The organism is Thermobaculum sp. T2p, from assembly GCF_059335935.1.
In genome coordinates, this window is record NZ_JANZYQ010000020.1 from 75855 (window position 1) to 99236 (window position 23382).

Sequence of the window (23382 nt, forward strand, 5' to 3'; positions counted from 1 at the left end):
ATGAGTAGAAGGACTGAGCAAGTAGCTCAGGAAATCAAAAGACATATAAGTGAGCTTCTTGTACAGGAAGTAAGGGATCCTAGGATTGGGTTCGTAACTGTTACCGCTGTAGAGGTATCTCCCGACTTGGAGCATGCAACTATACACGTAAGCGTGCTCGGATCTGAGGAAGATGAGAAGGAAACCATGAAAGCACTTAGAAGAGCTTCCGGATTCCTCAGATCCGAGCTTGCCAAACGCATAAGGCTCAGGAAAATGGCCGAACTAAGGTTTGAGCCAGACAGAAGTGCCGCAGAGGCTATACGTATAAGCCAACTGTTAAACCAAGTCCTACCCCCAGATGACAGACAGAAAGAATCAGAGTAAAGAATCTCTCAATGGCTTCGTTGTAATCAATAAACCTCTCGGCGTTACTTCTCAGTGGGTAGTCAATAGGATAAAAAGACTGTTTGGTACCAGACGTGTAGGGCACGTAGGGACACTAGATCCATTCGCAACAGGCGTGCTGCCCATTGCTATGGGCAAAGCAAATCGGCTAGCCGATATTATCCATTCACGTCCCAAGTCTTATGTAGCCGACTTGTCCTTTGGGTTCAAGACCTCTACTGGCGATTTAGAGGGAGATATCATTGCCCAATCGGACATTATCCCTAGGCCAAAAGATATAGCGGAGATATTACCAGAGTTTATAGGTCAAATAGAGCAAAATCCTCCCAAATATTCTGCAATTAGGATCGAAGGTAGGAGAGCTTACGAATTAGCTAGACAAGGGAAAGAATTGACCTTGCCTACTCGCAAGGTAGAAATTTACTCGCTAGAGGTGTTGGAATTTCGAGATTGTACCCTAAAACTAGCTATATCTTGCTCATCGGGTACATACATACGCTCGCTTGCCGAGGATATAGCTGAGCGTCTAGGAGCATACGGGTACCTCAGCAAGCTCGTAAGAACAAGTGTAGGGGCATTTAGCATCGAGAGTTCCATAACTATAGAGGAATTGGAATCGACAGACAACGATCTACAGGCTGCTTTGGTACATCCTCCAGATGACGCACTTACCCACTTACCAGCAGTCGTGCTGGACGAGCTAGAGGTCCATAGGATAAGTAATGGAGCGACGGTAAAAATGGCAGATATATCGGAAGAAACTGTTCCTCTAGTAAGAATATATAGTGCCAACGGAGAAATAGTTGGTCTTGCTGAGTATAGAGATAATACACTATTCCCTCGTATAATGCTAAAGTAATCGTATGCATAAATACATCTCTTCGCTTATCCACGAAAGGCCATACCGAGAATCCCCAGGGCCTCAAGTAATAACTATGGGGACCTTCGATGGTTTACATCTTGGGCACCAGGCAATAATCAAAAAGACACTAGCAATAGCTGAAGAACATGGCTTAGAAAGTACTGCCATCACATTTCACCCGCATCCTAGATATGTACTTAGCGGGAGTAAAGTTCCTCAACTACTGCCCTTAGAAGACAGACTAGACCTTCTTGCCGATATGGGCATCAACCATGTATGGTGCATTAATTTCGATCTAGAGCTAGCCAAGCTAACGGCAAAGGAGTTTTTCGAACTCCTTTCAAAATGGATAGTGCCAGCAGCACTAGTAGTGGGTGAAAACTTCCGCACAGGTCGTAACCGAGAAGCCGGAGTCAAAGAACTAGATGTTCTTGGACAGGAACTTGGATGGGAGCTTATATCAGTGCCAACACTATATATTCATGGGCAGCCTGTCTCGAGTACTCGAATAAGGCATCTATTGACCCAAGAGGGAGATGTAGAATCAGCAGCCTCTCTCCTTGGCCGTAACTATTACATCAAAGGAACAGTGGTACATGGTGAGGGGAGGGGCAGGCAGCTAGGTTATCCCACAGCAAACCTCAGTATAAGCAGCGATATAGTCGTGCCATACAATGGCATCTACTACTGCGATGCCTATCTAGATGAACCATCAACACAACCAAAAGTAGCTGCAGTAAGCATAGGCACTAGGCCCACTTTTGGAGGTGGAGAAAGAACAATAGAAGCCTACTTACTGGACTGGTATGGTGACCTTTACGACAGGACACTCAAACTTGAATTCATTCACAGAATTAGAGACGAGCTCAAGTTCGCGTCTGTAGAAGATCTCATAGATCAAATGGATCGAGATGTTGCCAACATTAGGTCTCTAGCCTCATCAAGGCTGAGGAATCAGGTCCAGCAGAATAGATAAGCTCCTATAAATCAGGTAGCAGTGTGGCGCAAAGGGGACCATAAGTAAAGTTCTATATCTATACAGAAGGGGTTTCTATGCTCGCAAGCGTTGCTAGTTGTGCAGTTATAGGGCTAAATGGTGCACTAGTAGACATCGAAGTAGACATAGGGCCAGGCTTACCCACCTTTACCATAGTAGGTCTTCCAGATACCGCAGTTCAAGAAGCTAAGGAGAGAGTTAGAACAGCCATCAAGAACTCGGGATGCGCTTTCCCTAACAGAAAGATCACAGTAAATATGGCACCAGCAGACCTTCGAAAAGCAGGACCAGCATATGATCTTCCAATTGCGGTGGGCATATTAATAGCTTCAGGCCAGGCCAACACCTCAACGCCGAAATCAGTGTTCATAGGAGAGCTTGGATTAGATGGGACAGTACGACATGTAAACGGCATAATCTCTATGGTAAGCACTGCCATGGAAGAAGGCTTCTCTCAGGTATTCGTTCCCAAGGAGGATGCACCGGAGGCAAGCCTTATACCAAATGTAACTATTTACCCAGTACACACACTTGGAGAGTTGGCAGCACACCTAAGAGGTGAAGCCCCCATAGTACCTTTTACTAATAGTGCAGGATGGCAAGACGAGGCTGCTATAGAAGGTCTGACAGACATGTCAGAAATAAAAGGGCAAGACCATGCAAAGAGAGCCCTAGAGATAGCAGCAGCGGGTCATCATAACATCCTTATGTCAGGGCCTCCTGGATCTGGGAAGACGTTGCTAGCTAGATCGTTACCAACCATACTACCCAGAATGTATACAGAAGAAGCGCTGGAAGTTACCAAGATCTATAGCGTAGCAGGGCTACTCCCTAAGAATAGACCTTTGATAACAGAGAGACCTTTTCGAGCACCTCATCACACTATATCTTACGCGGGATTGATTGGAGGCGGAAGACAACCCAAACCTGGCGAAGTTAGTCTTGCACACCGAGGAGTTTTATTCCTTGATGAGATGCCGGAATTTGCGCAGAACATCCTCGAGTTATTGAGGCAACCACTGGAAGATAGAGTAGTTACCATTAGCCGAGTTTCTGGCACCATTACACTACCGGCTGACTTTCTGTTGGTTGGAGCCATGAACCCATGCCCATGTGGATACGCTGGGGATCCGGTAAGAGAGTGTCAGTGTTCTCCAGCTGCCATCACTCGCTACCAAAAGAAGCTGTCTGGGCCATTGATGGACCGGATAGACATCCACATTGAGGTTCCCAGAGTGGAATTTGAGAAATTAGCTTCTCGAGGAACAGGAGAAAGCTCAAAGAATATAAGGGAGCGAGTGGAAAAGGCAAGAGAGATACAGAAAAAGAGGTTTGATAATAATCCTCACAAGCAAAACTCAAACATGAATCCTGCTGACATACGACGTTACTGCCAGCTAAACGAAAAGGGTCAAGCAATTCTGAAAATGGCCGTGCAACAACTTGGCCTATCAGCAAGGGCCTACCATAGAATACTCAAGTTAGCCCGAACAATAGCAGATCTAGAGGGTTACGATCAGATACAAACATCACATGTAGCGGAGGCTATACAATACAGGCGCAGAGAGATAAACTAACATTTGTTTAGTTAGAACCAGTCCAGAAGGCTTAGAGTATAGCACGTAGAAAAGTGCGCGTGCGGTCATGTTGAGGATTGCTGAATATGTCCTCGGGCTTGCCTTGTTCCAAAATAACACCGTGATCCATAAATACGACTTCATCAGCAACCTTACGGGCAAATCCCATCTCGTGAGTCACAACAATCATGGTCATACCTTCATAAGCAAGGTTTTCCATAACCATAAGAACCTCTCCCACCAATTCAGGATCAAGAGCTGAAGTGGGCTCATCAAACAGCATAACCTTAGGATGCATAGCTAGGGCCCTAGCTATAGCTACCCTCTGTTGCTGTCCTCCAGAAAGCTGGCTAGGATAACTATTAGCCTTATCAGCAAGCCCCACCTTAGATAGTAGGCTCAAGCCCTCTTCTATAGCCTGTTTCCTGGGAATACCGCGGACGTGAATAGGAGCCTCTATGATATTCTCCAAAGCCGTCATATGTGAGAAAAGGTTGAAACGTTGGAACACCATGCCTATTTCGGCACGCTGCCGAGCTACAGCTTTGGGGGACAACTCTATAAGTCTGCCGTTAACCTCTTTATACCCTACAAGGTGACCTTCTAGATATATGCGCCCTGATTCTACTTTTTCAAGATGGTTTATACATCTCAGGAGTGTGCTCTTCCCAGATCCGCTAGGACCAATTATAACTATAGTCTGACCTTTTTGGACCTCCAGGGTTATTCCTCGAAGCACCTCTATGTGCCCAAACTTCTTATGAACATCTTCTACATAGACCATAGCATTCTGAGCATTCATCCTCTTCTCAGAGCTCCTGTCATCATCCTTCCAAAGAGACCTGCTGCTTGAGGCTCACGCACAAATCCTCTTTCAAACCTTCTCTCTAGTTTGCCTTGCAAGTAAGAGGCTACGGTAGTCATAGCAAGATACCACAGAGAAGCTATAGTGAGCAGCTCGAAGTATCTGAATGTAGCACTATATATCTCCTGGGTAGCGAAGAGCAGCTCATGAGCGCTTATAACGGCCACAAGGGAGGTATTTTTGAGCATTGAGATAAACTCATTACCTGTGGGAGGAATAATTATCCTTATAGCCTGAGGAAGAATTATCCTTCTCATTGCTAGCCACCTAGTCATACCTAAGGAGAGGGCGGCCTCCATTTGGCCGCCCTCAACAGAAAGAATGCCTGCACGTATAATCTCAGCCATGTACGCGCCCTCGTTCAGGCTGAGAGCTATTATTGCTGATGGCACCTCTGGTATCACTACTTTCTGATTAGTAAGTTGCGGAATGGCAAAATAGACGAATATTATCTGTACAAGCAGAGGTGTACCTCTGAAAAGCCATATGTAGAAACCGCTTATCCACCTGAATACAGGTATACGACTATGAGATATTCTCCCCAAAGCCGCTACCAATCCCAGCAATATGCCAAGAAGCTGTGATATTACAGAGAGAAATATAGTTAACTCGGCCCCTCTAACTATAGAAGGGTGAAATAAGTACTCCCAAAATATTGCCGGATCAAAGTTCATCTCTCAAAATCCCGATCCATAAATTTACTCTTTGAGAGCTGCTCCCTCTACGCCCCACTTCTTGAGGATTCTGTCATATTCCCCGCTTGCCCTTATTTGTTGCAGCGCCTCAGTCAGCGCATTCTTGAGATCCTGCCTATTTTTGGGAATCGCTATACCATAATTCTGACCAGCGGAGAAAGGTTTACCAGCCAGCTTGAACTTAGATGGGTTTTCTTTTATGTGAAAGGCAGTCACGGGGAGATCCGAAGTATATACATCTACGTGTCCAGATACAAGTGCCTGCCAGGCATCGGTATCCTGCGTAAAGGTCTTCAGGGTCATCTTCTTGGTACATTGCTCATTGACCTTTTGGAGCTCATCTAGCTCCACAGTCCCCCTTTGAACAGACACAGTATAGCCGCAGAGATCCTTATAGCTATCAGCTTTAATATTGCTGTCGCTGGGGGCAACGATTCCTATGCTGGCTGTCATATAATCTACAAAATCGACCTGTTGCCTCCTTTCTGGAGTGTCGTTCATACTGGACATTATTATGTCGAATTTTCCTCTCTGCAGTGCCGCGATTATCGTATCAAAGGAATTGTTTACCATCTTGGCGCCCTTTAGCCCCATCGCCTTAGCAAGGGCATTGGCCAAATCCACATCAGCGCCTACTATTTGTCCTGTCTTTGGATCAACGGACTCCATAGGTGGATAGCTAGCATCCGTTCCTACAGTTAGATACCCATCATTTATCAGCTTTAGCTGAGGTGCAGGTGAAGATGCAGCTGTAGTAGGAGATGGCGATGGAGATTGAGTAGAGGGAGAAGGAGACGATGTGCCGGTGCTACCAGAGGTGGGGGTAGCCCCTCCCTGCTGCCCTCCACAGGCGATCAAAAAGGTTAATCCTAAGATCAATATTGGAAACATTAGAGACTTTTTTATGGCCTGTTTGCTCTTCTTCATGTTTACGATCGTGACCTCCAGCGTGAAAACTCGTAATAATTATTGCAGACTCATATACAGAATCAGAGCGAATTATATAGCAATTACAAGCCTCAAAGAAGGACAAAACAAATCAAAAAGTTGAGGGAGTTATGCTAAAAGCTTTCCTACACGGCTTTTTGTTGGCCGTTGGGTTGATAATCGCCATCGGCCCACAAAATATGTTCGTTCTCACACAGGGAGCTACACATCCAAGGTTCGCTAAGGCTATCCCAGCTATTATTACGTCCTCGGTATCCGACACAATTCTGATCCTTATCGCAGTGTTAGGCGTGTCTTTGTTGGTATTGAACAAGCTTTGGATAATGGTAACGGTGACTACTATAGGTACAGTATTCCTAATCTACACAGGATGGGTTAACTGGAAAAGCTCTCAGGCACACAACCACGTTATACATACTGGTGAATCGACGAATTGGCCAGTTCGTAGGCAAGTTGTATTTGCACTATCTTTTTCTCTCCTGAATCCCGGAGCAATAATGGACACCGTAGGTGTGATAGGTACAAGCTCGCTAACTTACTCTGGGAAAGAAAAGCTATCTTTTACCCTTGCAACTATAGCAGTATCTTGGATCTGGTTTGCTCTGTTAGCATTAACCGGCAGAATTATGAAGAAAAGCACAGCAATGTAGGGTGTCTTGAACAAGGCGTCAGCCATAGTTATGTGGGGTAGCGCCATTTACTTGGCACAACAGCTACTTACTGTCGTTACGGCGAAGTAGGCATGGGTAACATAGCTGTACTATGTTACCCATGCTCAAGTATTTCCTATCTACTAACGCCCTTTAGCGTGCCATTTAGGATCATGTAAGTCACAAAGTTATCACTATATGGGCTGTTAGCATAGATAGGATCGTTCTCAGGTAACCAGCCCGCAACTCTCACGTTTTCGAGAGCCGGGTTATTACCATAACGTTCCCATAGAGGGATTATCGGCAGGAGCTCGTTGAAGGCCTTAGCTAGAGTAGTAATCACCTCTTTCTGTTTGTCAATATTGAGCCCAGAAGCAGCTTGAATGGTTAACTTTTGCAGATCCACCTCACCTACAGACTGTGTCTTCTGCTTGAGAGGATAGTTCATACCTCCACCAGAAGCGAGAGGAGCATTATGAGTAAGAAGATCCGCAACATAAGAGAAGTGAGGATGAGGATTACCAGCTCCCCACGCATTAATGCCCAGTTGGAACCTACCGGCATCCATCTGCGTACTCCACTGAGTAAACGTGACAGGCCTTACGGTAGTCTTAATCCCAAACTTAGTCAGCTGATCAGCTAGGTTTTGAGCAGCTGCTGACCAGTCGGCGTATTCTGCAGGTACACCAAGCTCGTACTCCATACGTTTACCATTAGGGGTGACCCATGTGTCTCCTTGTTTCTTGAATCCAGCACTTTGGAGTACTTGAGCCGCCTTATCTGGATCATATGCATAAGAGTTCAACTTGGATAACTCACTCTGCGGTACCCACTTCTCAAGTATCGCATCGGATACACCAGCCATGTACTTGCAACGCTTTGCTGACTCCCCTAGGGACACGGTGGCGTTCTGATCCATATTGACAGCCATAGCTATGGCCTGGCGGACCCTAGGGTCAGAGAACTCATTTAGCCTCTTGTAGTTGAAGAACAATGCCGGGCCAGAGTACACTGGTGGTCTTATGATACGAAAGCCAGCCTGCTGTAGAGCCTTCTCAGTAGCTGGCGGGAAGCCGTGGGTAGCATAGTCTATCTGCTTGGAAAGCAGGATCGGGGTGACCGTGGGCGTCTCACCGTTATAGAGAACTATCTTGTCAAAGTTAACCATGTTGGCATTCCATGCGTCTGGCACTTTGACCAACGTAACTTGAGATTCCGTCATGCTTCCAGGCTGGACCTTGTACGGGCCGGTTACCACAAGCTCCTTGGGGCGGAAGCCCTCGAATTGAGTGCGTAGCTTCTTCATATCTGCTGAGCTTGTAGTTGCACCCTTGTCGAACATGGCCTTAGCCTTCTGGGCAAATTCGCCATATACGGAGTTCGCCCTTATATGTTCCCGCAAAATGTACCTAGGTACTACGGTCGATGGGTCCTTCATCTTAAACACCACAGTGTAATCGTCAGGTGCGTCTATGGACCCTAGGTAGTTCCAAACCACAGCATCCTGCAAGCGCAGCAAAGTGAAGGTAGTTACTACATCCTTAGATGTAAATTGTGAGCCATCACTCCACTTAACACCTTGGCGGAGCTTCACCTGGAAGGTATCAGGTGGTATTATCTCCCAGCTGACTGCCAACAGAGGTACATATTGATTCTTGTCCCAGAGATAAAAGCCTAATGGCATCTCAAGCATGTCCCAATATATGCCAAAGCTATTGTTATTCGTGGCAAAGGTATTCCAGTGTCCCGTAGGAGGCATCTGGTAAGGCCAAGCACCATGGAATTCACCTCCAGTCGGTTGACCAGAGGGCTTGATCTCAGGTGCCATAGGAGCTATTTGAGCGGTTATATTACCTCCAGCCTGTCCAGCTGAAGTGGGTGACGCAGCAGGTGTTTCCTGCATAGCTGGAGTAGGTGAAGCTGCCACACTAGTTGGAGATGGAGCTGGGCTAGCAGCCGAAGTTGGACTGGCAGCCGGGCTTGGAGAAGGACTCCCACCAGCTGAAGCAGCTGGCGTTGGAGATCCTCCTAGAGCTGGCGAAGCTCCTGTAGTAGGTGTAGATCCAGGTGTACCCCCACCACAAGCAACAAGTATCGCACTACCTGCTGCCATTGCTGAAAACTTCAAAAACTTCCTTCTATTAATCTTGCTATCCTTTGACATTAGGTATTCCCTCCCAAAAAGTCTATTTGGCATGACACGACCAGCCAGCAACCTTGCCTTCCGGCTAACCTACGCAGTGCCCCTTTCCCTTTCATCACCCCCTTCCAAGGTATAGCCTAGATAGATCTTCGAACTACTAAAGCTACAATGAACAAGAAAATAATCCCTATGAACAGCATGAATACTGTTATAGTGAACTCAGCAGTACCAGGTCTTAGCCATATCAACAGCGCTGCAGATAATAGAACTATAAAGCAGCCTATTCTGAAAGCTGCTTGTCCTGTCTGCGGGTTCATAGCTACACCTTCACGCCCCCAGAGCGAACGGACTCCGGGATCCTGTCCTCCTGCCCTCTCTTGCGAGCCTCGACAAAACAGGCAGCTAGATGTCCATTAATGTTGACCACGTCAGATGCCGGCCTTTCTATCTCACAGAAACCTTCTTCATATAGCGGACACCTAGGATGAAAAGTGCATCCAGATGGTAGATTAAGGAGGCTAGGTATGTCTGGACTACGCAATATAAGTCTCTTCTTGGTCCGAGTTACCACAGGATCAGCTTCGGGGAGTGCGGTTATAAGAGCTCTTGTATAGGGATGTATAGGGTCGGCTATCAAGTCTTGGGTATCACCCAACTCGACTATTCTACCCAAATACATCACAGCGAGCTGACCTTCCCAAGCAAAATGCTTGGCAACCGCTAAGTCGTGGGTTATGAAAAGAAACGTAACACCCAGCTCGTTTTGAAGCCTGAGCATCATATTGAGGAGACTGACACGCAGAGATACGTCCACCATGGATACGGCTTCATCCGCCACTATAAGCTCTGGATTTACAGTCAGGGCTCGTGCTACCGCTACTCTTTGTCGCTGCCCTCCTGAGAGCTGATGTGGATACTTGAACAGAAAATCACGTGGAGGTGTAAGCCCTACGATCTCAAGCAACTCTTCCATCTTTCTGTATAATTCGGGCTTAGATCTAACTATATGGTGATGCTGAAGAGGAGTAGCAAGAATTTGTGCAATCGACCTTACAGGATTAAGAGAAGCATATGGATCTTGGTGAATCATCTGGACCGCTCGGCGAAACTGCTTGCTCTCAGAATGAGTTAAGGTGGAGACGTCTTTGCCCCTGTAGAGTATCTTGCCCTCAGATGGTGGGAGCAAACCTGCTACCATCTTGCCAGTAGTAGACTTACCCGATCCACTCTCGCCAACAAGGCACAAGGTTTTACCCTTCTCGATCTTAAATGAGACATCATCCACGGCCCTTACTTGGTTCTTGCCATGGCCAAAAATTTTGCTCACATGTACAAACTCAATCGCTGTCTCGCTCATAGGCATCCTTTCCTACTTCCCAATCTTGCATGACGCGCTGCCAATGCCAGCAAGCGGTCCCGTGATTATTACCAACGTCTATTAGAGGGGGCTCCTCTTCCATACATTGCTGAGTGGCATAGGGACAACGTGGATGAAACTTACAACCACTAGGCATATCTATAAGGTCAGGGGGAGAACCCGGAATGGATATGAGGTCTTTCCTACCGCCCTCGAGTGTCGGGACTGCCTTGAGTAGACCTACAGTGTAGGGATGACAAGGCTTATAGAATATGTCCTCCACACTGCCAATCTCGATCACACGTCCAGCGTACATAGTCGCTACCCGATCAGCTAGCTCAGCAGCTAGCGATAGATCGTGCGATATAAATATCATTGCAAATTCATGTTCCTGCTTCAGGCGACGTATAACATCAATGATAGCCCTCTGGGTAATAACATCCAAAGCAGTTGTAGGCTCATCTAGAATAATAATTTTAGGATTTAGCAACAAACCCAGAGCTATCATGACTCTTTGACGCATACCACCGGAGAGCTCATGCGGGAACGAGTTAAGTACTCGATCTGGATCGAGTTGGACAAATCTTAGAACTTCTTTAGCCCTTTCGATGACCTTTTTCTCATCTACCTGGCCACCAGAATTGTGAGATTTATACGTATCCAGAAAATGATCTCTAACCCTGAGAACAGGATTGAGCGCATTCAATGCCGACTGGAAGACCATCGCACATTGTTCCCATCTAAAGCGTCGCAGACCTTCCTTTTCAAGCTTGAGTACATCTAGCTGTCTACCAGTATCATCTTTGAAAATGATTCTACCGCTAAAGACCTTAGCAGAAGTTGGAAGTAGCCGAACCAAAGCCAATCCCATGGTAGTCTTCCCAGAACCGCTCTCACCTATTAGAGCTAGGCTTTCGCCCTCTAGTAGATCGAAACTAACCCCTCTTACAGCGTGAACAATTCCTCTGCTAGCCCTGTAGCCTATCTCCAGGTTTTCGACAGACAGTGCGGTTCTTTCAAATCCCCTTATCTCCGCACTGGATAAGGTCTTCTCTTTCACCTAGGAACCTCCTCTCAGTCTTGGATCAAAGATCTCAGCCAGAGACCTGGAGAATGCCACCAGGCTAAGCTGGAATAAGGATATGGCTACAATAGGGGAGAGTATGTATAGAAGGCTATCCTTAAAGAATATCGCCCCTCGTACCCAGGCAAGGTTCAACATCACCCCCCAGTTTATTCCTGCCAGAGGCACAAGCCCCAAGAATATCAATCCTACTGAGGCATACATTGCTGATGTTAATGCGAGAGTAAAGCTTATGGCTATATAACCTGCCATGTTGGGGGCTATTTCCCTAAATATGATGTGTGTAGTACCTAGGTCCAGACATCTAGCAGCTTCTACATAATCCCTTTCTTTTAAGGATAGTACCTGTGACCTAATTGCTCTCATCAAGCTGGGCCAGCTAATAGCACCTATTATAAGTGCGATACTAGCCTGAGTCTTGAATTGAAATATTCCGGCTAACACAGCAAGGAAGATAACACTGGGTATTGTCAAAACGACGTCAGCTATCCAAGTGAGGATGGTATCTACTAGCCCTCCAAAATAAGCGCTTATTGAACCCAAGGTTAACGCTATAAAAGTAGATATCACAGCCGCCATGAAACCGACAGATATGATGGATCTACCACCGTGGATGATCTGCACAAGAACATCCCTGCCTTCAGAATCTGTTCCTAGGGGATGCTCGAGAGATGGGGGTTGATATATTTGCCCCACATTAGCCGACATGTCCATGGGTACAAATATAGGTCCTATGTAGGTTATCAGTAGAATAATTACCAGTCCTATAAATCCCACAAAACCAACCTTATTATTGGATATTAGCTTGAGAGTGGTACCAATCCAGCTGATCACACTAGCAAGCCAGGAGAGCGGATTAGACCTAGCCTCTACTGTAGTGGTGGTCATTGCCTATCTTCCTCCAACAAGCCTTATCCTAGGATCAAGTCGCGCGTAGATTAGATCTGACAGGAGGTTTGCAAATATTACAGATATAGTGATTAGCAGGAATATACCTTGGAGCACTGGGTAATCGCGCTGTTGTATAGCATTGAAAAGAACTAATCCAATACCTTGATAGTTCAGCAACCACTCTACAAAGAAGGACCCGCCTACTACGAAGGCTAGCGATATGGTGAACTGCGTGAACAGGGGCAATGAGGCGTTTCTACCCACATAGGAAGTTACTATCCTTCTTTCCTTCAATCCACGGGCTTTAGCGACCGTGACATAGTCCTCTCCAAGTGTTGACTCGGTACTACTTCTCATGGTGAGTATCCATCCACCAATAGTGGTGAGTAGGTAGACGGTTATAGGCAAAGATGCATGATAAAGTGCATCTTTGATAAAAGTCAGACTAAATCCCGGTTGTATACCAGGAGAAATCGTCCCACGCATAGCCGTAAACGAGAAGAGCTCCAGCTGCACTCCTAAGAACACAACTAGCATCATGCCTACAAGATAATTAGGTATGGAGCTAAGTGCTGAGGCAACTACAGTCATTACGTGGTCTAGTCTCGACCCTCTACGATAGGCCATAAACATCCCTATGGACATTCCTAGCAAGAAGCTTAGTATCTCTCCAATACCCACACTAAACAGCGTCCATGGGAGGTACTTGAGCACATAAGTAGTTACCGGCGTACCAACATTTATAAGGGATTTACCAAAATCCCCATGGAGAAGTCCTCCCATATAGTCAAAGTATTGCCGCCATATTGGAGCATCCAGATCAAGAGAGAACAGCGAAGCCGCTTGCTGCTTTGCCTCTTCATAGGGAATTCCGTATTGGTTGACTAGGTTGTAAATATAGACCTCGATGGGGCTACCCGGAACTAACCTTACAAGAAAGAAGGTTATAGTAGATACCAGGTAGATAGTAAGTATAGCTCTGATTATCCTCCGCAGCAGATAGTTACCCACCACCCGACGCGCTAGTACCACGATACCAACGTTGGGTTCAGCTACAGCGCGTCCTTCCTGAATGACTGCCATTATCTCTCCTTTCTATAACATTCATCCAGTAATGCGGCCAAAGTATAAAACCATAGTCACATGCTGTCAACAACTAGTAGCAAATGAACGTACTGCTAATTGATACCCAGCTACAGGCAAGAGCGAAGGAGCTTTATACTCGACGGGATACCCTTACTAGGGTGATCCCTTCCTTCAAACTCAATAGATACGTAACCACTAAAATTAGCTTCTCGAAGCATTTGACCAATCTTTTGATAGTCTAGGTGGGCGTCGTAAAATATCCCTCCACCAAAATAGGTTTTGGCATGCAACATGACCACGTAAGGTAGGAGAGTTCGCATCTCCTCATACTGATCGGGACGGAAGTTAAAATTCCCGGTGTCTAGCACTACCTTTAGCCAAGGAGACCGGACACTGTTTATTATCCTTAGTACGCCTTCAGCCTTTCCAGTTAGTCCCCAATGATTCTCAAGTGCTATGGTTACGCCTTTCTTACCTGCATAATAACTAGCTATCTTGAAGCACTCGATGCTCCAATCAAAAGCATCATCATCTGTATACCCATCGAGAGGAGGTTCGTCCCCACCGGCAGCCATAAAATCCTCGAAACTCCCAATGGTATTCCACCTTCCACCGAAGGCCCGTACAGTAGCGACTCCTAATTCGTAGGCCACGTCTATCCATCTAACTAGCTTATCTAGTTCTCCCATGCGGGTCGAGTAATCAGGATGTACGAAGTTGTGGTGAGCCGATACGGCTACTATATCTATACCTCTCATAAAAGCGTACTGTTTGAGGCTATGTAGATAGGTAGGATCCGACTTCTCAAAGTGAACCCCCAAAAGTTCTATTCCTTCCAAACCGAGTTCAGAGCACTTATCTATCATCTGCTCGAGGCTTGGTTTATTATTACCCTCGGGCCCCCATCCAAAGCGATGAAAGGAGTAGCTAGAGACTGCAAGTTTTGGCTTCAATAATAGTTACCCCCGCATAGAAAGTGACTTATCAGAAGGTTACTACTATAGTGAAAACTTGGCAACAGTAGAGTGCGACTTGTCGCGCAAATTTTTGTGCATAATTTAGAATTTCCAACTATTCGGCAAAATAATTAGTCCATAAGATGCCCCTCTACAAAAGATCAACTATAAATTCACTCCCACAATGACAGATAACAATCCTTCTAACCCTATAATGGCTTACTAACTGGAGGGATTATGGAACCAATAGAAGACCACAATAAGGAAGCCAGATGGCAATTGACTACGAGCCTTTACAGGCTTAGAAACGAATTATGGACTATATCCAGACCCGTTACAGCTTGGCTAGTAAGACAGATCAACCCAGGGCCGGGAGAAGTAATACTGGAACTGCTAGCGGGAACAGGAGACACCGGCTTTGTGGCTGCTAGCTTCTTGGGGCCCAATGGAAAATTGATCTGCAGTGACCGAAGCACAGAAGCTCTTGACATTGCTAGGATGAGAGCTAAGGAGTTAGGGATAAATAACGTAGAGTTCAAAGTGTTGAACCCAGAAAAGATAGAACTTCCTGATAATAGTGTAGACGCAACCATCTGTAAATGGGGAATAACCTCCACTAATTACAAGGAAACGCTTCGAGAATCAAGACGTGTGCTAAGAACTGGGGGTAGGTTGGCTCTTGCAGTATGGGGTGATCCCATAAAAAATCCCTGGATCTCACTAGTACATAACCTGCTAATAGGTAAGGGGTTTATCCCCAAATCCAGTTTTCCCGATATCTTCAACCTCTCTAATCGTGACAGTTTAAAAGAGGCACTCACAGAGAGCGGTTTTTTGACACTTGAAATGAGCAGCATGGAAACAAAATTGAGATTTCCTGACAAGGAAACCTACTGGCAGGTAATAACCCGACTTGGTGGCGACTACTCGGGATTTATCAGCACTCTGCGTGAAGACGCGCTCTTAGAACTTAGAGACCTTATCTATCAAATAGTAGAACCTTACAAGTTGCCAGATAGTAGCTACGAGTTTTCAGCACAGTCGATAAACGTCCTTGCCATATAACAGACAATACTCACGGTTCTATAGCAAATATCGCACTCATAAATACTATCCGAGGGTAGAAGAGATTACTCTCTTCTACCCTCTACTATATAAAAAATTAAGGGTGAGTCTTGAACTGGATAAGCTTACCTCTCTCGTCAAAGATACCTGCAGCTATACAAAGCGCATACAATCTTAGCAATGAAGATAGAAGCAGGCTATCCCTTACTTGGGAGCTTGAATCAGATGCAGCAAGTATATCCCTCGCCAGATCCTTCATCGCGATTGACATAGCTTCAGCTTCGTCCTTACTTTCCTGCAGCCTTTGTACAGCTATCTGGAGTATAAGCTCCACAGATTGCATCATTTCGTCTTTTGTCGTGAAGTTGCCGCCCAGTCCCGTTAGTGTCCACATCGTTCTTCCCCAGTTTCTTTACGGTTTATAGCCATAATTTAAAGTAATAAACCGTAAAGAGAATATTCTTGAAGCAAAAATATCATAAATTCGATACTGTTTAGGTTTACTAGCGCGTTGACTACGCGCTAGTAAACCTCCTCACAATCCCTTGAGACGTAGTCCCAGCTATCCGCAAAAACTTCGTCTACTCCTTTCCCACAGTACACGTAGTCTTTGGAGCCGTCTCCATAAGTATCTATGGAATCATCATCATCACCGCCGTACACATAATCAGACCCTGACCCTGCATCGATATAATCTTCACCCGCATCGCCGTATATTTTATCCTTGCCATTCTGCCCTTCAAGCCAATCATCATAGCTGCCACCGTGGATCACATCATCACCATAGCCCCCTGCGATATCATCATCTCCGCCTCCCCCTGAGAGTGTGTCATTTCCGTAACCACCTTTTATATCATCAATACCGCTATTACCTTCGACATAATCAGGACCATCATCGCCACGGATTGTATCCCATCCTGAGCCGCCATAGATTCTGTCTCCGCCGTCGCCGCCGTACAAATCATCATCTTCACCCAAGCCGTAGATTGTATCCCTGCCTCCCCTACCAAAGATCGTATCCCAGGAGTTAGTACCTACGAGGTAATTGTTAGCGTTATTACCATATATTTGTTTTGCTAGAGCAATCCCCTTAACGCCAAGCATTACCAAAGCTAGAGTAGATAATATAGACGTAAACCACTTCATACATCTGCCCCCTTGAAAATTGATCTCTGATTCTAAAGAAATGATAGAGAGCGCTCTTGTCAGCTACTTTGTCACTGCTTTGGAATAAAGGGGGAAAATAATTTTCGCAGGCGTCAAGATGCAACCTGTAGAGAGTTACGTCACCAATAGTCATTAGTGCATCTAAATCTATATTTGAAAGGGAGCTCGCCTTACTAGAAGTTCAGGAGTACCATGCCAATTAGCAAAACTCCTTAAGGCTTCGCTGACTTCGAAGATGAGCTCATCATCTATCTCAACCCCAGATTCCAAGTGCAAAGCCCTTATCTCCATGATTCCATCTTTACGATGAGCCTTTGGATCGATGCGTCCTATTATTCTTCCTTTGTAAAGAATCGGCAACGTAAAGTATCCGTATATCCTTTTGGAAGCAGGCGTATATACTTCTATTTTGTAGTCGAAATCAAACAGCTCTAAAGCCCTCTTACGGTCCCAAATCACTGGATCAAAAGGAGATAGGAAGGTAGTAATCTGAGACTTAGAAATCTCCTCATCAATTACATTCAACTCAGATATAAAACTACTGCTTGCTATAGCTGGAACATCCCATCCATCTACATCTACTTGAACTAACTCTCCCTCGTCCAGCAATTGTTTGATAGCAGCTACAGTCGAAGTTCTGTCAAGGCGAAAGTAATCACTTACCCATGCGAGCTTAGCTACTCCTATAGCTTTTACTGATTTAAGTACTAATGACTTATTCATCTCTTCGGTAGAGGGCACATTGGAATCGTCCCAATCTGGCAGAACTCGTTCCCGCAGGTCATAAACTCTTTGAAAATTTCTCCTCTCCTTTACCATGAGCACGCCTATATCGAACAAGTACTCTAAGGCCTCTTTCTCAGGCTTGCGATTCCACCAACCTCCGGCACGCTTGTCAAGATTGGGGAAGCTAGATGATAGTACGGGTCCATAGTTATATACAAGATCTAAGACACTATCGATAGTCTCAGAGTCTACCTGATACCACTTGGCTAATGATCTAGATCTATCGATCATACGTCTACGATAGATCGGATAATCCTCGATGGGGAGAAAGCATGCTGCATGTGACCAATACTCAAAAAGATGACCCTCAGCATGTAGTTCGTCTAGCCATCTAGGATCGTAATCACCTAATCTACTCCAAAGGACTAGATAGGGGCTACGAGCCACTACATTTATAGTGTCTATCTGGAGTGCTCCCATCCGCCTGATAGCCTGAAGCACATCCCACTTAGTTGCAGGTTCAGCTCTCTTCCTAAGTCCCTGAGCATGTAATAAGGCATATCTTGCCATTTTATTGCTTATCTTCATTGATGCTCCCCAGATAGACAGAGATAATAAGGTTGAAAATAGGATGGATATACAGTGCAGCAATTATACTAAGTAAACATGGTATTCAATGTCCTAGTTTTGGCACTAGAATATGCTTTCTTAGGAGTACAAAGGTGCACGATAGGTCCGTAACGGCAGGTGATCCCGCTCACAATATACTAGGCTATGGAAGGACTGCACTAGATGCGATATTTGCACCCAAGGCCGTAGCTGTAATAGGCGCTAGTGAAGAGCCGGGGAGTGTAGGTAGAACTGTTTTATGGAACCTTATTAGCAATCCCTTTGGAGGAACGGTATTCCCAGTCAATATACGTAGGTCCAGTGTCCTTGGCATAAAAGCTTACCGGTCTGTAATGGACATTCCTGACCAAGCAGATATAGCTGTTATCGCTACTCCTCCACAAACTGTACCTCAAGTAATATCGGAGTGCTCTCAAGTAGGTATCAAGGGAGCGATAATACTTAGTGCAGGTTTCCGAGAGCGTGGTGAAGAAGGCAAAAAGCTTGAGAGCGAAATCCTTGATATAGCTAGAACCTCTGGGATGCGAATCATTGGTCCTAACTGCCTTGGTATCATGAGGCCACCTATAGGTCTAAATGCCACGTTCGCTGCATCCATGGCGAAGCCAGGAAGCGTGGGCTTTATAAGCCAGAGTGGGGCACTCTGTACCGCTATTTTGGATTGGAGCCTTAGGGAAAATGTAGGATTTTCGGCCTTCATATCTATTGGCTCCATGTTAGATATAAGCTGGAGCGATCTAATTTACTATCTAGGAGATGATCCTCACACTAGCAGCATCCTGCTATACATAGAATCCATAGGAGATACAAGGTCTTTCCTTTCTGCTGTAAGAGAGATCGCGCTCACAAAGCCTATCATCATAGTAAAAGCTGGTAGAACCGAAGCTGCAGCTAGAGCCGCAGCCTCACACACCGGCGCACTTGCCGAAAGTGACGAGGTTTTTGATGCAGCCATAAGAAGAGTAGGTGCCCTTAGGGTCAACAGCATATCTGATTTGTTCTACATATCCGAAGTTCTTAGCAAGCAACCGAGGCCCAAAGGGAAGAGGTTGCTAATAGTTACTAATGCTGGTGGACCTGGTGTTCTAGCTACAGATGCACTGATCAGCGGTGGAGGAGAATTGGCTACCCTATCCGAAGATACTAGCAGGATCTTAGATTCTTTTCTCCCACCCACCTGGAGCCACGGCAACCCCGTAGATATTCTGGGAGATGCAGATGCCGACCGATATAACAAAGCCATAGAATCTGTAGTCGAAGATCCTAACTCTGATGGACTGCTAGTAATTCTCACCCCACAAGCCATGACTGAACCAACACGCACCGCACAAGCACTTGTATCAAACACCAGGCATTCAAAAAAGCCTGTACTAGCAAGCTGGATGGGCGCAGAGATGATTGCTGAAGGAGAAAGAGTGCTAAATAACGCTAACATCCCCACATTCAGATACCCAGATGTAGCAGTAAGAATGTTTAATTACATGTGGCAGTACAACGAAAACCTGAGGTTGCTGTATGAAACCCCTTCTCTAGCCAGTATCAACATATCTAACGAGGATCGTCAGGATATAGCTAATAAGATCCAAGAATGTAGGAATGCTGGAAGAACAGTCCTAACTGAATGGGAAACGAAGCAAATCCTAAGCTATTACTTGATACCCACCGTTAGAACTATACCTGCTTACACACTAGAAGAGGCCTTAGATGCTGCTATTGAGATTGGCTATCCAGTAGTTGTCAAGCTCTTATCTAACAAGATCACACACAAAACGGATGTGGGAGGAGTGTACCTAAATATAACGAACCCTGAAGGGGTCAAAGATGCTTGGCATACGATGAAGTCGGCCTTGGGAGGGGACTTTGATGGCGTAACCGTCCAACCAATGATAAAGGAATCAGGCTACGAGCTTATAATTGGTAGCAGTGTAGACCCTCAGTTTGGACCAGTCCTGCTTTTTGGATCAGGAGGACAGCTAGTAGAGGTATATAGAGATAGGGAACTAGGCCTGCCACCTCTGAACACCACCCTAGCTCGTAGAATGATGGAGAGAACTAAGATATTTCAAGCGCTACTGGGAGTAAGGGGAAGAAAGCGAATAGACATTAACGCTCTTGAGCAAATAATAGTAAGGTTCAGTCAGCTGGTAGTTGATTACCCAGAAATCAAAGAAATAGAGATTAATCCTTTACTAGCATCTTCAAACAACATACTGGCACTAGACGCTCGAGCTATACTGCACAATCAGGGTGTTAGTTCTTTCCCTAGGCCCGCCATCAGACCTTATCCGGCAGAGTACATATGGCGGGTAAACTTGGAAGACGGTACAGAGCTAACTATTCGTCCTATCAGGGCAGAAGATGAGCCTTTAATCGTGAGGTTCCACCAGACATTATCAGAAGAAAGTATCTACTTTAGATATTTCAGGATGATGAGTCTGACTCAGAGGACGGCACACGAGCGACTAACCAGAATATGCTTCATAGATTATGATCGGGAGATGGCACTAGTAGCGGAAAGATATGATCCAAGCGCGGGGAGCGAAATAATAGGGGTGGCTAGACTAAGCAGGGTGGAATGGAGCCAAGATGCTGAATTTGCAATGATAATCAGCGACAAGTTTCAGCGCAGAGGAATAGGCACCCTCTTATTGAGCAAACTTATTGAAGTAGCAAAAAGGGAAGGTATAGCGAATCTTCAAGCTCAGATACTACCCGAAAACTACGGCATGCAAAAGCTCTGTAGGAAACTAGGTTTTTCTATTAGACACGACGTACATAATGGAATAGTGGTTGCTAAGCTCTCAGTAAACAAAACGCCTGAGGCAACAAATATTATGTAACCTAAGGAAACATCAACCTGATCGACACAACTATACCGTATATTACTACTAGCAACCGCAACACGTCCGGATTGAGTCTGCGCGCTACCCTTACGCCCAAGAATCCTCCCGTCCAACTACAAATAGCCATAAGTAATGCTAAAGGCCACACAACATTACCAAACACAGCAAAATATAACGCTGCTATACCATTAATAATTAGCGTTAGAACACCCTTCAGAGCGTTTATCCTTTGAAGATCATCATCTAGGAAAAGCCCCAGAATAGCTAGGGTTATTATTCCTAATCCAGCCCCGAAATATCCTCCATACACAGCAGCAAGAAACTGTCCGAGCAGGATGCCAGGAGATAACAAATTCTCTCCCTTGCCGTCTCTACTTGTTAGTATCCACCTAGCTATTCTCTTCTGTACAAGCAGGAGGCCGCAAGCAAAGAGTATAAGAAAAGGTACTATAAGGTCGAATACAGACTGAGGACTGATTAGCAAGATAAAAGATCCAAGCAGTCCTCCTACAAAACCTACAGTCCCCAGGATCCATATCCTCTTGCTTTGACAGCGAAGTTCCCTTCGATAGGCTACACTCCCGCCTATAGTCCCAGGCCATAATGCTACCGTATTCGTCACATTGGCCGTCACGCTAGGTAGACCCACAGCAAGAAGGGCTGGGAAAGTGATGAGAGAGCCTCCGCCAGCTATAGCATTAATAGCCCCCGCAATCAAAGCCGCAGTAGCTAGAATTAATAAACTTCGTACGGATATAGGTACAGAAGCCAGAATGCTGTCGAAAAGGAAAAGATTCATGATCACATTATGCTGCCTGAAGGTATCAAAGGTCCAGACGGGCGTGGCATAATGAAATCTATCTTCTGAATTCTTAGGGGGACATGAATTGGAAGAGATCAGAGCAGAAAGCTGGCCTAACCTGGCGAATCCCACAATGATAGCTGCTTATAAAGGCTGGAATGATGCTGGTAACGCTGCCACATATGCGCTCGAGTATATAATCTCGCAGACGGGCGCTACCATGTTCGCGTCCATAGATCCTGACGAATTCTATGACTTTACACAAGTAAGACCTTACACACGACCTATAGGAGATTATGGCCGAGTAATAACCTGGACTCCGAATAACTTCTATTACGCACATATCTCAGAATCCAAGGATTATGTATTTTTCGTTGGCACCGAGCCTAATCTGAAGTGGAGAAGGTATTCTTCATTATTGGTAAAAATGGCAAACAGGTTAGGCGTTAAAGAAGTTATATCTCTTGGATCCATGCTTGCCGATACCCCTCATACTCGCCCTGTACCCCTAAGCGGTGGGGCTAGCAGTCCGGAGCTTGGAGAAAAGCTAAGGAGTTTAGGCATAAACAGTTCCTTCTATGAAGGGCCCACGGGGATTGTAAGCGTTGCAGGGCTTACCCTAGCAGAGTCAGGTATTCAGCATGCCAGTATCTGGGCTTCCATTCCTCATTATATATCCGCATCACCTAATCCAAAGGCAGCACTAGCTCTTGTAGACAGTGTCGAGAGACTAACAGGACTCAGAGTGTCTGTGGACAGACTTCAGATGGAAGCTATAACCTTTGAATCACAAGTAGATGCTGCTGTCTCAGATAATCCGGATATAGAACAATACGTACACGAACTGGAACAGCGCATGGAGGATCAACAGAGCGAGGAGACACAAGACGAAGGTACCCCTGAGGGTTACGATGCCTCAGAGGCTGAGGGACTAATCAGATCCATAGAGGAATATCTACGTCAGCAAAGCCAGAACAGAAACAAGGACGACGAGGAAGATCAGGAAGAAGACAACAAATAGCAAAGAGTAGAGCGCTCTAGAAATCAGAGCGCTCTACTCATCTGGGCACGAAGATTGTTTGTCGCACGATGTATGAGCAGCTTAACTGCACCTTCAGTACGACCCATCACTTCTGCTATCTCTCTGTTTTTCATACCGTGTGAGTAACGCATGCGTATGACCTTTTGCTGGTCGGGGTTAAGTCTGTTGATCGCTTTCTGGATCATCATCTGATCACCGATGCGCATAGTTTCTCTTTCCGGATCAAGTGCGCTATCAGCGATCGCAAGATCTTCAATTGATTGAAGGTTCCTCTTCTTGCGATAGTATACGGCTATCTGATTGGACGCTATCCTAAATAGCCATGCTCCAAATGGCAAATTACGCCATTCATACTTCTCTATAGCCTCGAGGGCAAGCATAAAAGTCAGAGATGTAAGATCCTCAGCATCCTCGCGATTATGAACTCTGCTGTAAACATAGTTATATAACCTCTCGGCATATGAAGCGTACAGCTCAGCGAACGCGCTCTTATCTACCTTTGACTTTTCTACCAACTCTCTTTCTTTGTCCAAGATGTGCTGAGTACTTATATTGTCCTTGAGTTCTGAATTCACGTTCTCCCTCCATTCCCTCTCACTCTAGATACTA

23 protein-coding genes are annotated in these 23382 nt (G+C 45.6%); 8 read left to right on the forward strand and 15 right to left on the reverse strand.

The window, feature by feature from the left end; genetic code table 11:
- The 4 genes from rbfA (at window position 1) to N2245_RS10075 (ending at window position 3823) form a co-directional block, all read left to right on the forward strand.
- On the forward strand, window positions 1–366 hold the full coding sequence (gene rbfA, locus N2245_RS10060; protein ID WP_494536597.1) for a 30S ribosome-binding factor RbfA: 366 nt from the start codon (window positions 1–3) through the stop codon (window positions 364–366).
- Entirely contained in the window at window positions 341–1246 is a 906-nt protein-coding gene (gene truB, locus N2245_RS10065; protein ID WP_494536598.1) for a tRNA pseudouridine(55) synthase TruB, read from the forward strand. Before rbfA ends, truB begins: the two co-directional genes overlap by 26 nt.
- A gap of 4 nt (window positions 1247–1250) precedes the next feature.
- Complete coding sequence (locus N2245_RS10070; protein WP_494536599.1) at window positions 1251–2225, forward strand: bifunctional riboflavin kinase/FAD synthetase; 975 nt, start codon at window positions 1251–1253, stop codon at window positions 2223–2225.
- A gap of 77 nt (window positions 2226–2302) precedes the next feature.
- On the forward strand, window positions 2303–3823 hold the full coding sequence (locus tag N2245_RS10075) for a YifB family Mg chelatase-like AAA ATPase (RefSeq protein WP_494536600.1): 1521 nt from the start codon (window positions 2303–2305) through the stop codon (window positions 3821–3823).
- 31 nt (window positions 3824–3854) lie between these two features.
- On the opposite strand, the gene N2245_RS10080 is transcribed toward N2245_RS10075, so the two are convergent.
- The 3 genes from N2245_RS10080 to N2245_RS10090 are packed head-to-tail and all read right to left on the reverse strand — an operon-like array spanning window position 3855 to window position 6310.
- Complete coding sequence (locus N2245_RS10080; RefSeq protein ID WP_494536601.1) at window positions 3855–4625, reverse strand: amino acid ABC transporter ATP-binding protein; 771 nt, start codon at window positions 4623–4625, stop codon at window positions 3855–3857.
- Complete coding sequence (locus N2245_RS10085; RefSeq protein ID WP_494536602.1) at window positions 4622–5362, reverse strand: amino acid ABC transporter permease; 741 nt, start codon at window positions 5360–5362, stop codon at window positions 4622–4624. The genes N2245_RS10080 and N2245_RS10085 overlap by 4 nt, the downstream gene beginning before the upstream one ends.
- A 24-nt stretch (window positions 5363–5386) precedes the next feature.
- Window positions 5387–6310, reverse strand: a complete 924-nt coding sequence (locus tag N2245_RS10090) for an ABC transporter substrate-binding protein (protein WP_494536603.1) — start codon at window positions 6308–6310, stop codon at window positions 5387–5389.
- 131 nt (window positions 6311–6441) lie between these two features.
- Here N2245_RS10090 and N2245_RS10095 point away from each other — a divergent pair, with 131 nt between their 5' ends.
- Window positions 6442–6981 carry a LysE/ArgO family amino acid transporter gene (locus tag N2245_RS10095; RefSeq protein WP_494536604.1) on the forward strand — a complete coding sequence of 180 codons (540 nt, stop codon included), beginning with the start codon at window positions 6442–6444 and terminating at the stop codon, window positions 6979–6981.
- 136 nt (window positions 6982–7117) lie between these two features.
- Here the strand turns inward: N2245_RS10095 and N2245_RS10100 are convergent, their stop codons facing one another.
- The 7 genes from N2245_RS10100 to N2245_RS10130 all read right to left on the reverse strand — a co-directional run bounded on the left by N2245_RS10100 (window position 7118) and on the right by N2245_RS10130 (window position 14495).
- Window positions 7118–9145, reverse strand: coding sequence for an ABC transporter substrate-binding protein (locus N2245_RS10100; RefSeq protein ID WP_494536605.1), 2028 nt, complete (start codon window positions 9143–9145; stop codon window positions 7118–7120).
- A gap of 116 nt (window positions 9146–9261) precedes the next feature.
- Complete coding sequence (locus N2245_RS10105; RefSeq protein WP_012874852.1) at window positions 9262–9441, reverse strand: hypothetical protein; 180 nt, start codon at window positions 9439–9441, stop codon at window positions 9262–9264.
- 2 nt (window positions 9442–9443) lie between these two features.
- Window positions 9444–10481 carry an oligopeptide/dipeptide ABC transporter ATP-binding protein gene (locus tag N2245_RS10110; RefSeq protein WP_494536606.1) on the reverse strand — a complete coding sequence of 346 codons (1038 nt, stop codon included), beginning with the start codon at window positions 10479–10481 and terminating at the stop codon, window positions 9444–9446.
- Window positions 10462–11541, reverse strand: coding sequence for an ABC transporter ATP-binding protein (locus N2245_RS10115; protein WP_494536607.1), 1080 nt, complete (start codon window positions 11539–11541; stop codon window positions 10462–10464). Before N2245_RS10115 ends, N2245_RS10110 begins: the two co-directional genes overlap by 20 nt.
- Window positions 11542–12453, reverse strand: coding sequence for an ABC transporter permease (locus N2245_RS10120; protein WP_494536608.1), 912 nt, complete (start codon window positions 12451–12453; stop codon window positions 11542–11544).
- A 3-nt stretch (window positions 12454–12456) separates the two neighbouring features.
- Window positions 12457–13539: an ABC transporter permease gene (locus N2245_RS10125; protein WP_494536609.1), complete on the reverse strand. Its 1083-nt coding sequence runs from the start codon at window positions 13537–13539 to the stop codon at window positions 12457–12459.
- A 110-nt stretch (window positions 13540–13649) separates the two neighbouring features.
- Window positions 13650–14495, reverse strand: coding sequence for a sugar phosphate isomerase/epimerase family protein (locus N2245_RS10130; RefSeq protein WP_494536610.1), 846 nt, complete (start codon window positions 14493–14495; stop codon window positions 13650–13652).
- Between the two features lie 240 nt (window positions 14496–14735).
- Between N2245_RS10130 and N2245_RS10135 the strand changes: the two genes are divergently transcribed.
- Window positions 14736–15563: a class I SAM-dependent methyltransferase gene (locus N2245_RS10135; protein WP_494536611.1), complete on the forward strand. Its 828-nt coding sequence runs from the start codon at window positions 14736–14738 to the stop codon at window positions 15561–15563.
- Window positions 15564–15660: 97 nt separating this feature from the next.
- Here the strand turns inward: N2245_RS10135 and N2245_RS10140 are convergent, their stop codons facing one another.
- The 3 genes from N2245_RS10140 to N2245_RS10150 all read right to left on the reverse strand — a co-directional run bounded on the left by N2245_RS10140 (window position 15661) and on the right by N2245_RS10150 (window position 18044).
- A complete protein-coding gene (locus N2245_RS10140) occupies window positions 15661–15957 on the reverse strand; it encodes a hypothetical protein (protein WP_494536612.1) in 297 nt (98 codons plus the stop codon).
- A gap of 128 nt (window positions 15958–16085) precedes the next feature.
- A complete protein-coding gene (locus N2245_RS10145) occupies window positions 16086–16709 on the reverse strand; it encodes a calcium-binding protein (protein WP_494536613.1) in 624 nt (207 codons plus the stop codon).
- Window positions 16710–16877: 168 nt separating this feature from the next.
- Window positions 16878–18044: a winged helix-turn-helix domain-containing protein gene (locus N2245_RS10150; protein ID WP_494536614.1), complete on the reverse strand. Its 1167-nt coding sequence runs from the start codon at window positions 18042–18044 to the stop codon at window positions 16878–16880.
- A gap of 134 nt (window positions 18045–18178) precedes the next feature.
- Here N2245_RS10150 and N2245_RS10155 point away from each other — a divergent pair, with 134 nt between their 5' ends.
- The gene (locus N2245_RS10155; RefSeq protein WP_494536615.1) at window positions 18179–20926 is read left to right on the forward strand and encodes a bifunctional acetate--CoA ligase family protein/GNAT family N-acetyltransferase; all 2748 of its coding nucleotides are present in this window, start codon (window positions 18179–18181) and stop codon (window positions 20924–20926) included.
- A 1-nt stretch (window position 20927) separates the two neighbouring features.
- On the opposite strand, the gene N2245_RS10160 is transcribed toward N2245_RS10155, so the two are convergent.
- The gene (locus tag N2245_RS10160) at window positions 20928–21728 is read right to left on the reverse strand and encodes a sulfite exporter TauE/SafE family protein (RefSeq protein ID WP_494536616.1); all 801 of its coding nucleotides are present in this window, start codon (window positions 21726–21728) and stop codon (window positions 20928–20930) included.
- An 88-nt stretch (window positions 21729–21816) separates the two neighbouring features.
- Here N2245_RS10160 and N2245_RS10165 point away from each other — a divergent pair, with 88 nt between their 5' ends.
- Window positions 21817–22752 carry a PAC2 family protein gene (locus N2245_RS10165; RefSeq protein WP_494536617.1) on the forward strand — a complete coding sequence of 312 codons (936 nt, stop codon included), beginning with the start codon at window positions 21817–21819 and terminating at the stop codon, window positions 22750–22752.
- A gap of 23 nt (window positions 22753–22775) precedes the next feature.
- Here the strand turns inward: N2245_RS10165 and N2245_RS10170 are convergent, their stop codons facing one another.
- Window positions 22776–23348 (reverse strand): RNA polymerase sigma factor, encoded by a 573-nt coding sequence (locus tag N2245_RS10170; protein WP_494536618.1) that lies wholly within the window; start codon window positions 23346–23348, stop codon window positions 22776–22778.
- Between the last annotated feature and the right edge of the window lie 34 nt (window positions 23349–23382).

Bases quoted from the DNA above. Each gene is read 5' to 3' on its own strand.
- rbfA (WP_494536597.1), top strand. From the start codon at position 1: ATGAGTAGAAGGACTGAGCAAGTAGCTCAGGAAATCAAAAGACATATA.
- truB (WP_494536598.1), top strand. From the start codon at position 341: ATGACAGACAGAAAGAATCAGAGTAAAGAATCTCTCAATGGCTTCGTT.
- N2245_RS10070 (WP_494536599.1), top strand. From the start codon at position 1,251: ATGCATAAATACATCTCTTCGCTTATCCACGAAAGGCCATACCGAGAA.
- N2245_RS10075 (WP_494536600.1), top strand. From the start codon at position 2,303: ATGCTCGCAAGCGTTGCTAGTTGTGCAGTTATAGGGCTAAATGGTGCA.
- N2245_RS10080 (WP_494536601.1), bottom strand. From the start codon at position 4,625: ATGAATGCTCAGAATGCTATGGTCTATGTAGAAGATGTTCATAAGAAG.
- N2245_RS10085 (WP_494536602.1), bottom strand. From the start codon at position 5,362: ATGAACTTTGATCCGGCAATATTTTGGGAGTACTTATTTCACCCTTCT.
- N2245_RS10090 (WP_494536603.1), bottom strand. From the start codon at position 6,310: ATGAAGAAGAGCAAACAGGCCATAAAAAAGTCTCTAATGTTTCCAATA.
- N2245_RS10095 (WP_494536604.1), top strand. From the start codon at position 6,442: ATGCTAAAAGCTTTCCTACACGGCTTTTTGTTGGCCGTTGGGTTGATA.
- N2245_RS10100 (WP_494536605.1), bottom strand. From the start codon at position 9,145: ATGTCAAAGGATAGCAAGATTAATAGAAGGAAGTTTTTGAAGTTTTCA.
- N2245_RS10105 (WP_012874852.1), bottom strand. From the start codon at position 9,441: ATGAACCCGCAGACAGGACAAGCAGCTTTCAGAATAGGCTGCTTTATA.
- N2245_RS10110 (WP_494536606.1), bottom strand. From the start codon at position 10,481: ATGAGCGAGACAGCGATTGAGTTTGTACATGTGAGCAAAATTTTTGGC.
- N2245_RS10120 (WP_494536608.1), bottom strand. From the start codon at position 12,453: ATGACCACCACTACAGTAGAGGCTAGGTCTAATCCGCTCTCCTGGCTT.
- N2245_RS10125 (WP_494536609.1), bottom strand. From the start codon at position 13,539: ATGGCAGTCATTCAGGAAGGACGCGCTGTAGCTGAACCCAACGTTGGT.
- N2245_RS10135 (WP_494536611.1), top strand. From the start codon at position 14,736: ATGGAACCAATAGAAGACCACAATAAGGAAGCCAGATGGCAATTGACT.
- N2245_RS10140 (WP_494536612.1), bottom strand. From the start codon at position 15,957: ATGTGGACACTAACGGGACTGGGCGGCAACTTCACGACAAAAGACGAA.
- N2245_RS10145 (WP_494536613.1), bottom strand. From the start codon at position 16,709: ATGAAGTGGTTTACGTCTATATTATCTACTCTAGCTTTGGTAATGCTT.
- N2245_RS10150 (WP_494536614.1), bottom strand. From the start codon at position 18,044: ATGAAGATAAGCAATAAAATGGCAAGATATGCCTTATTACATGCTCAG.
- N2245_RS10160 (WP_494536616.1), bottom strand. From the start codon at position 21,728: ATGAATCTTTTCCTTTTCGACAGCATTCTGGCTTCTGTACCTATATCC.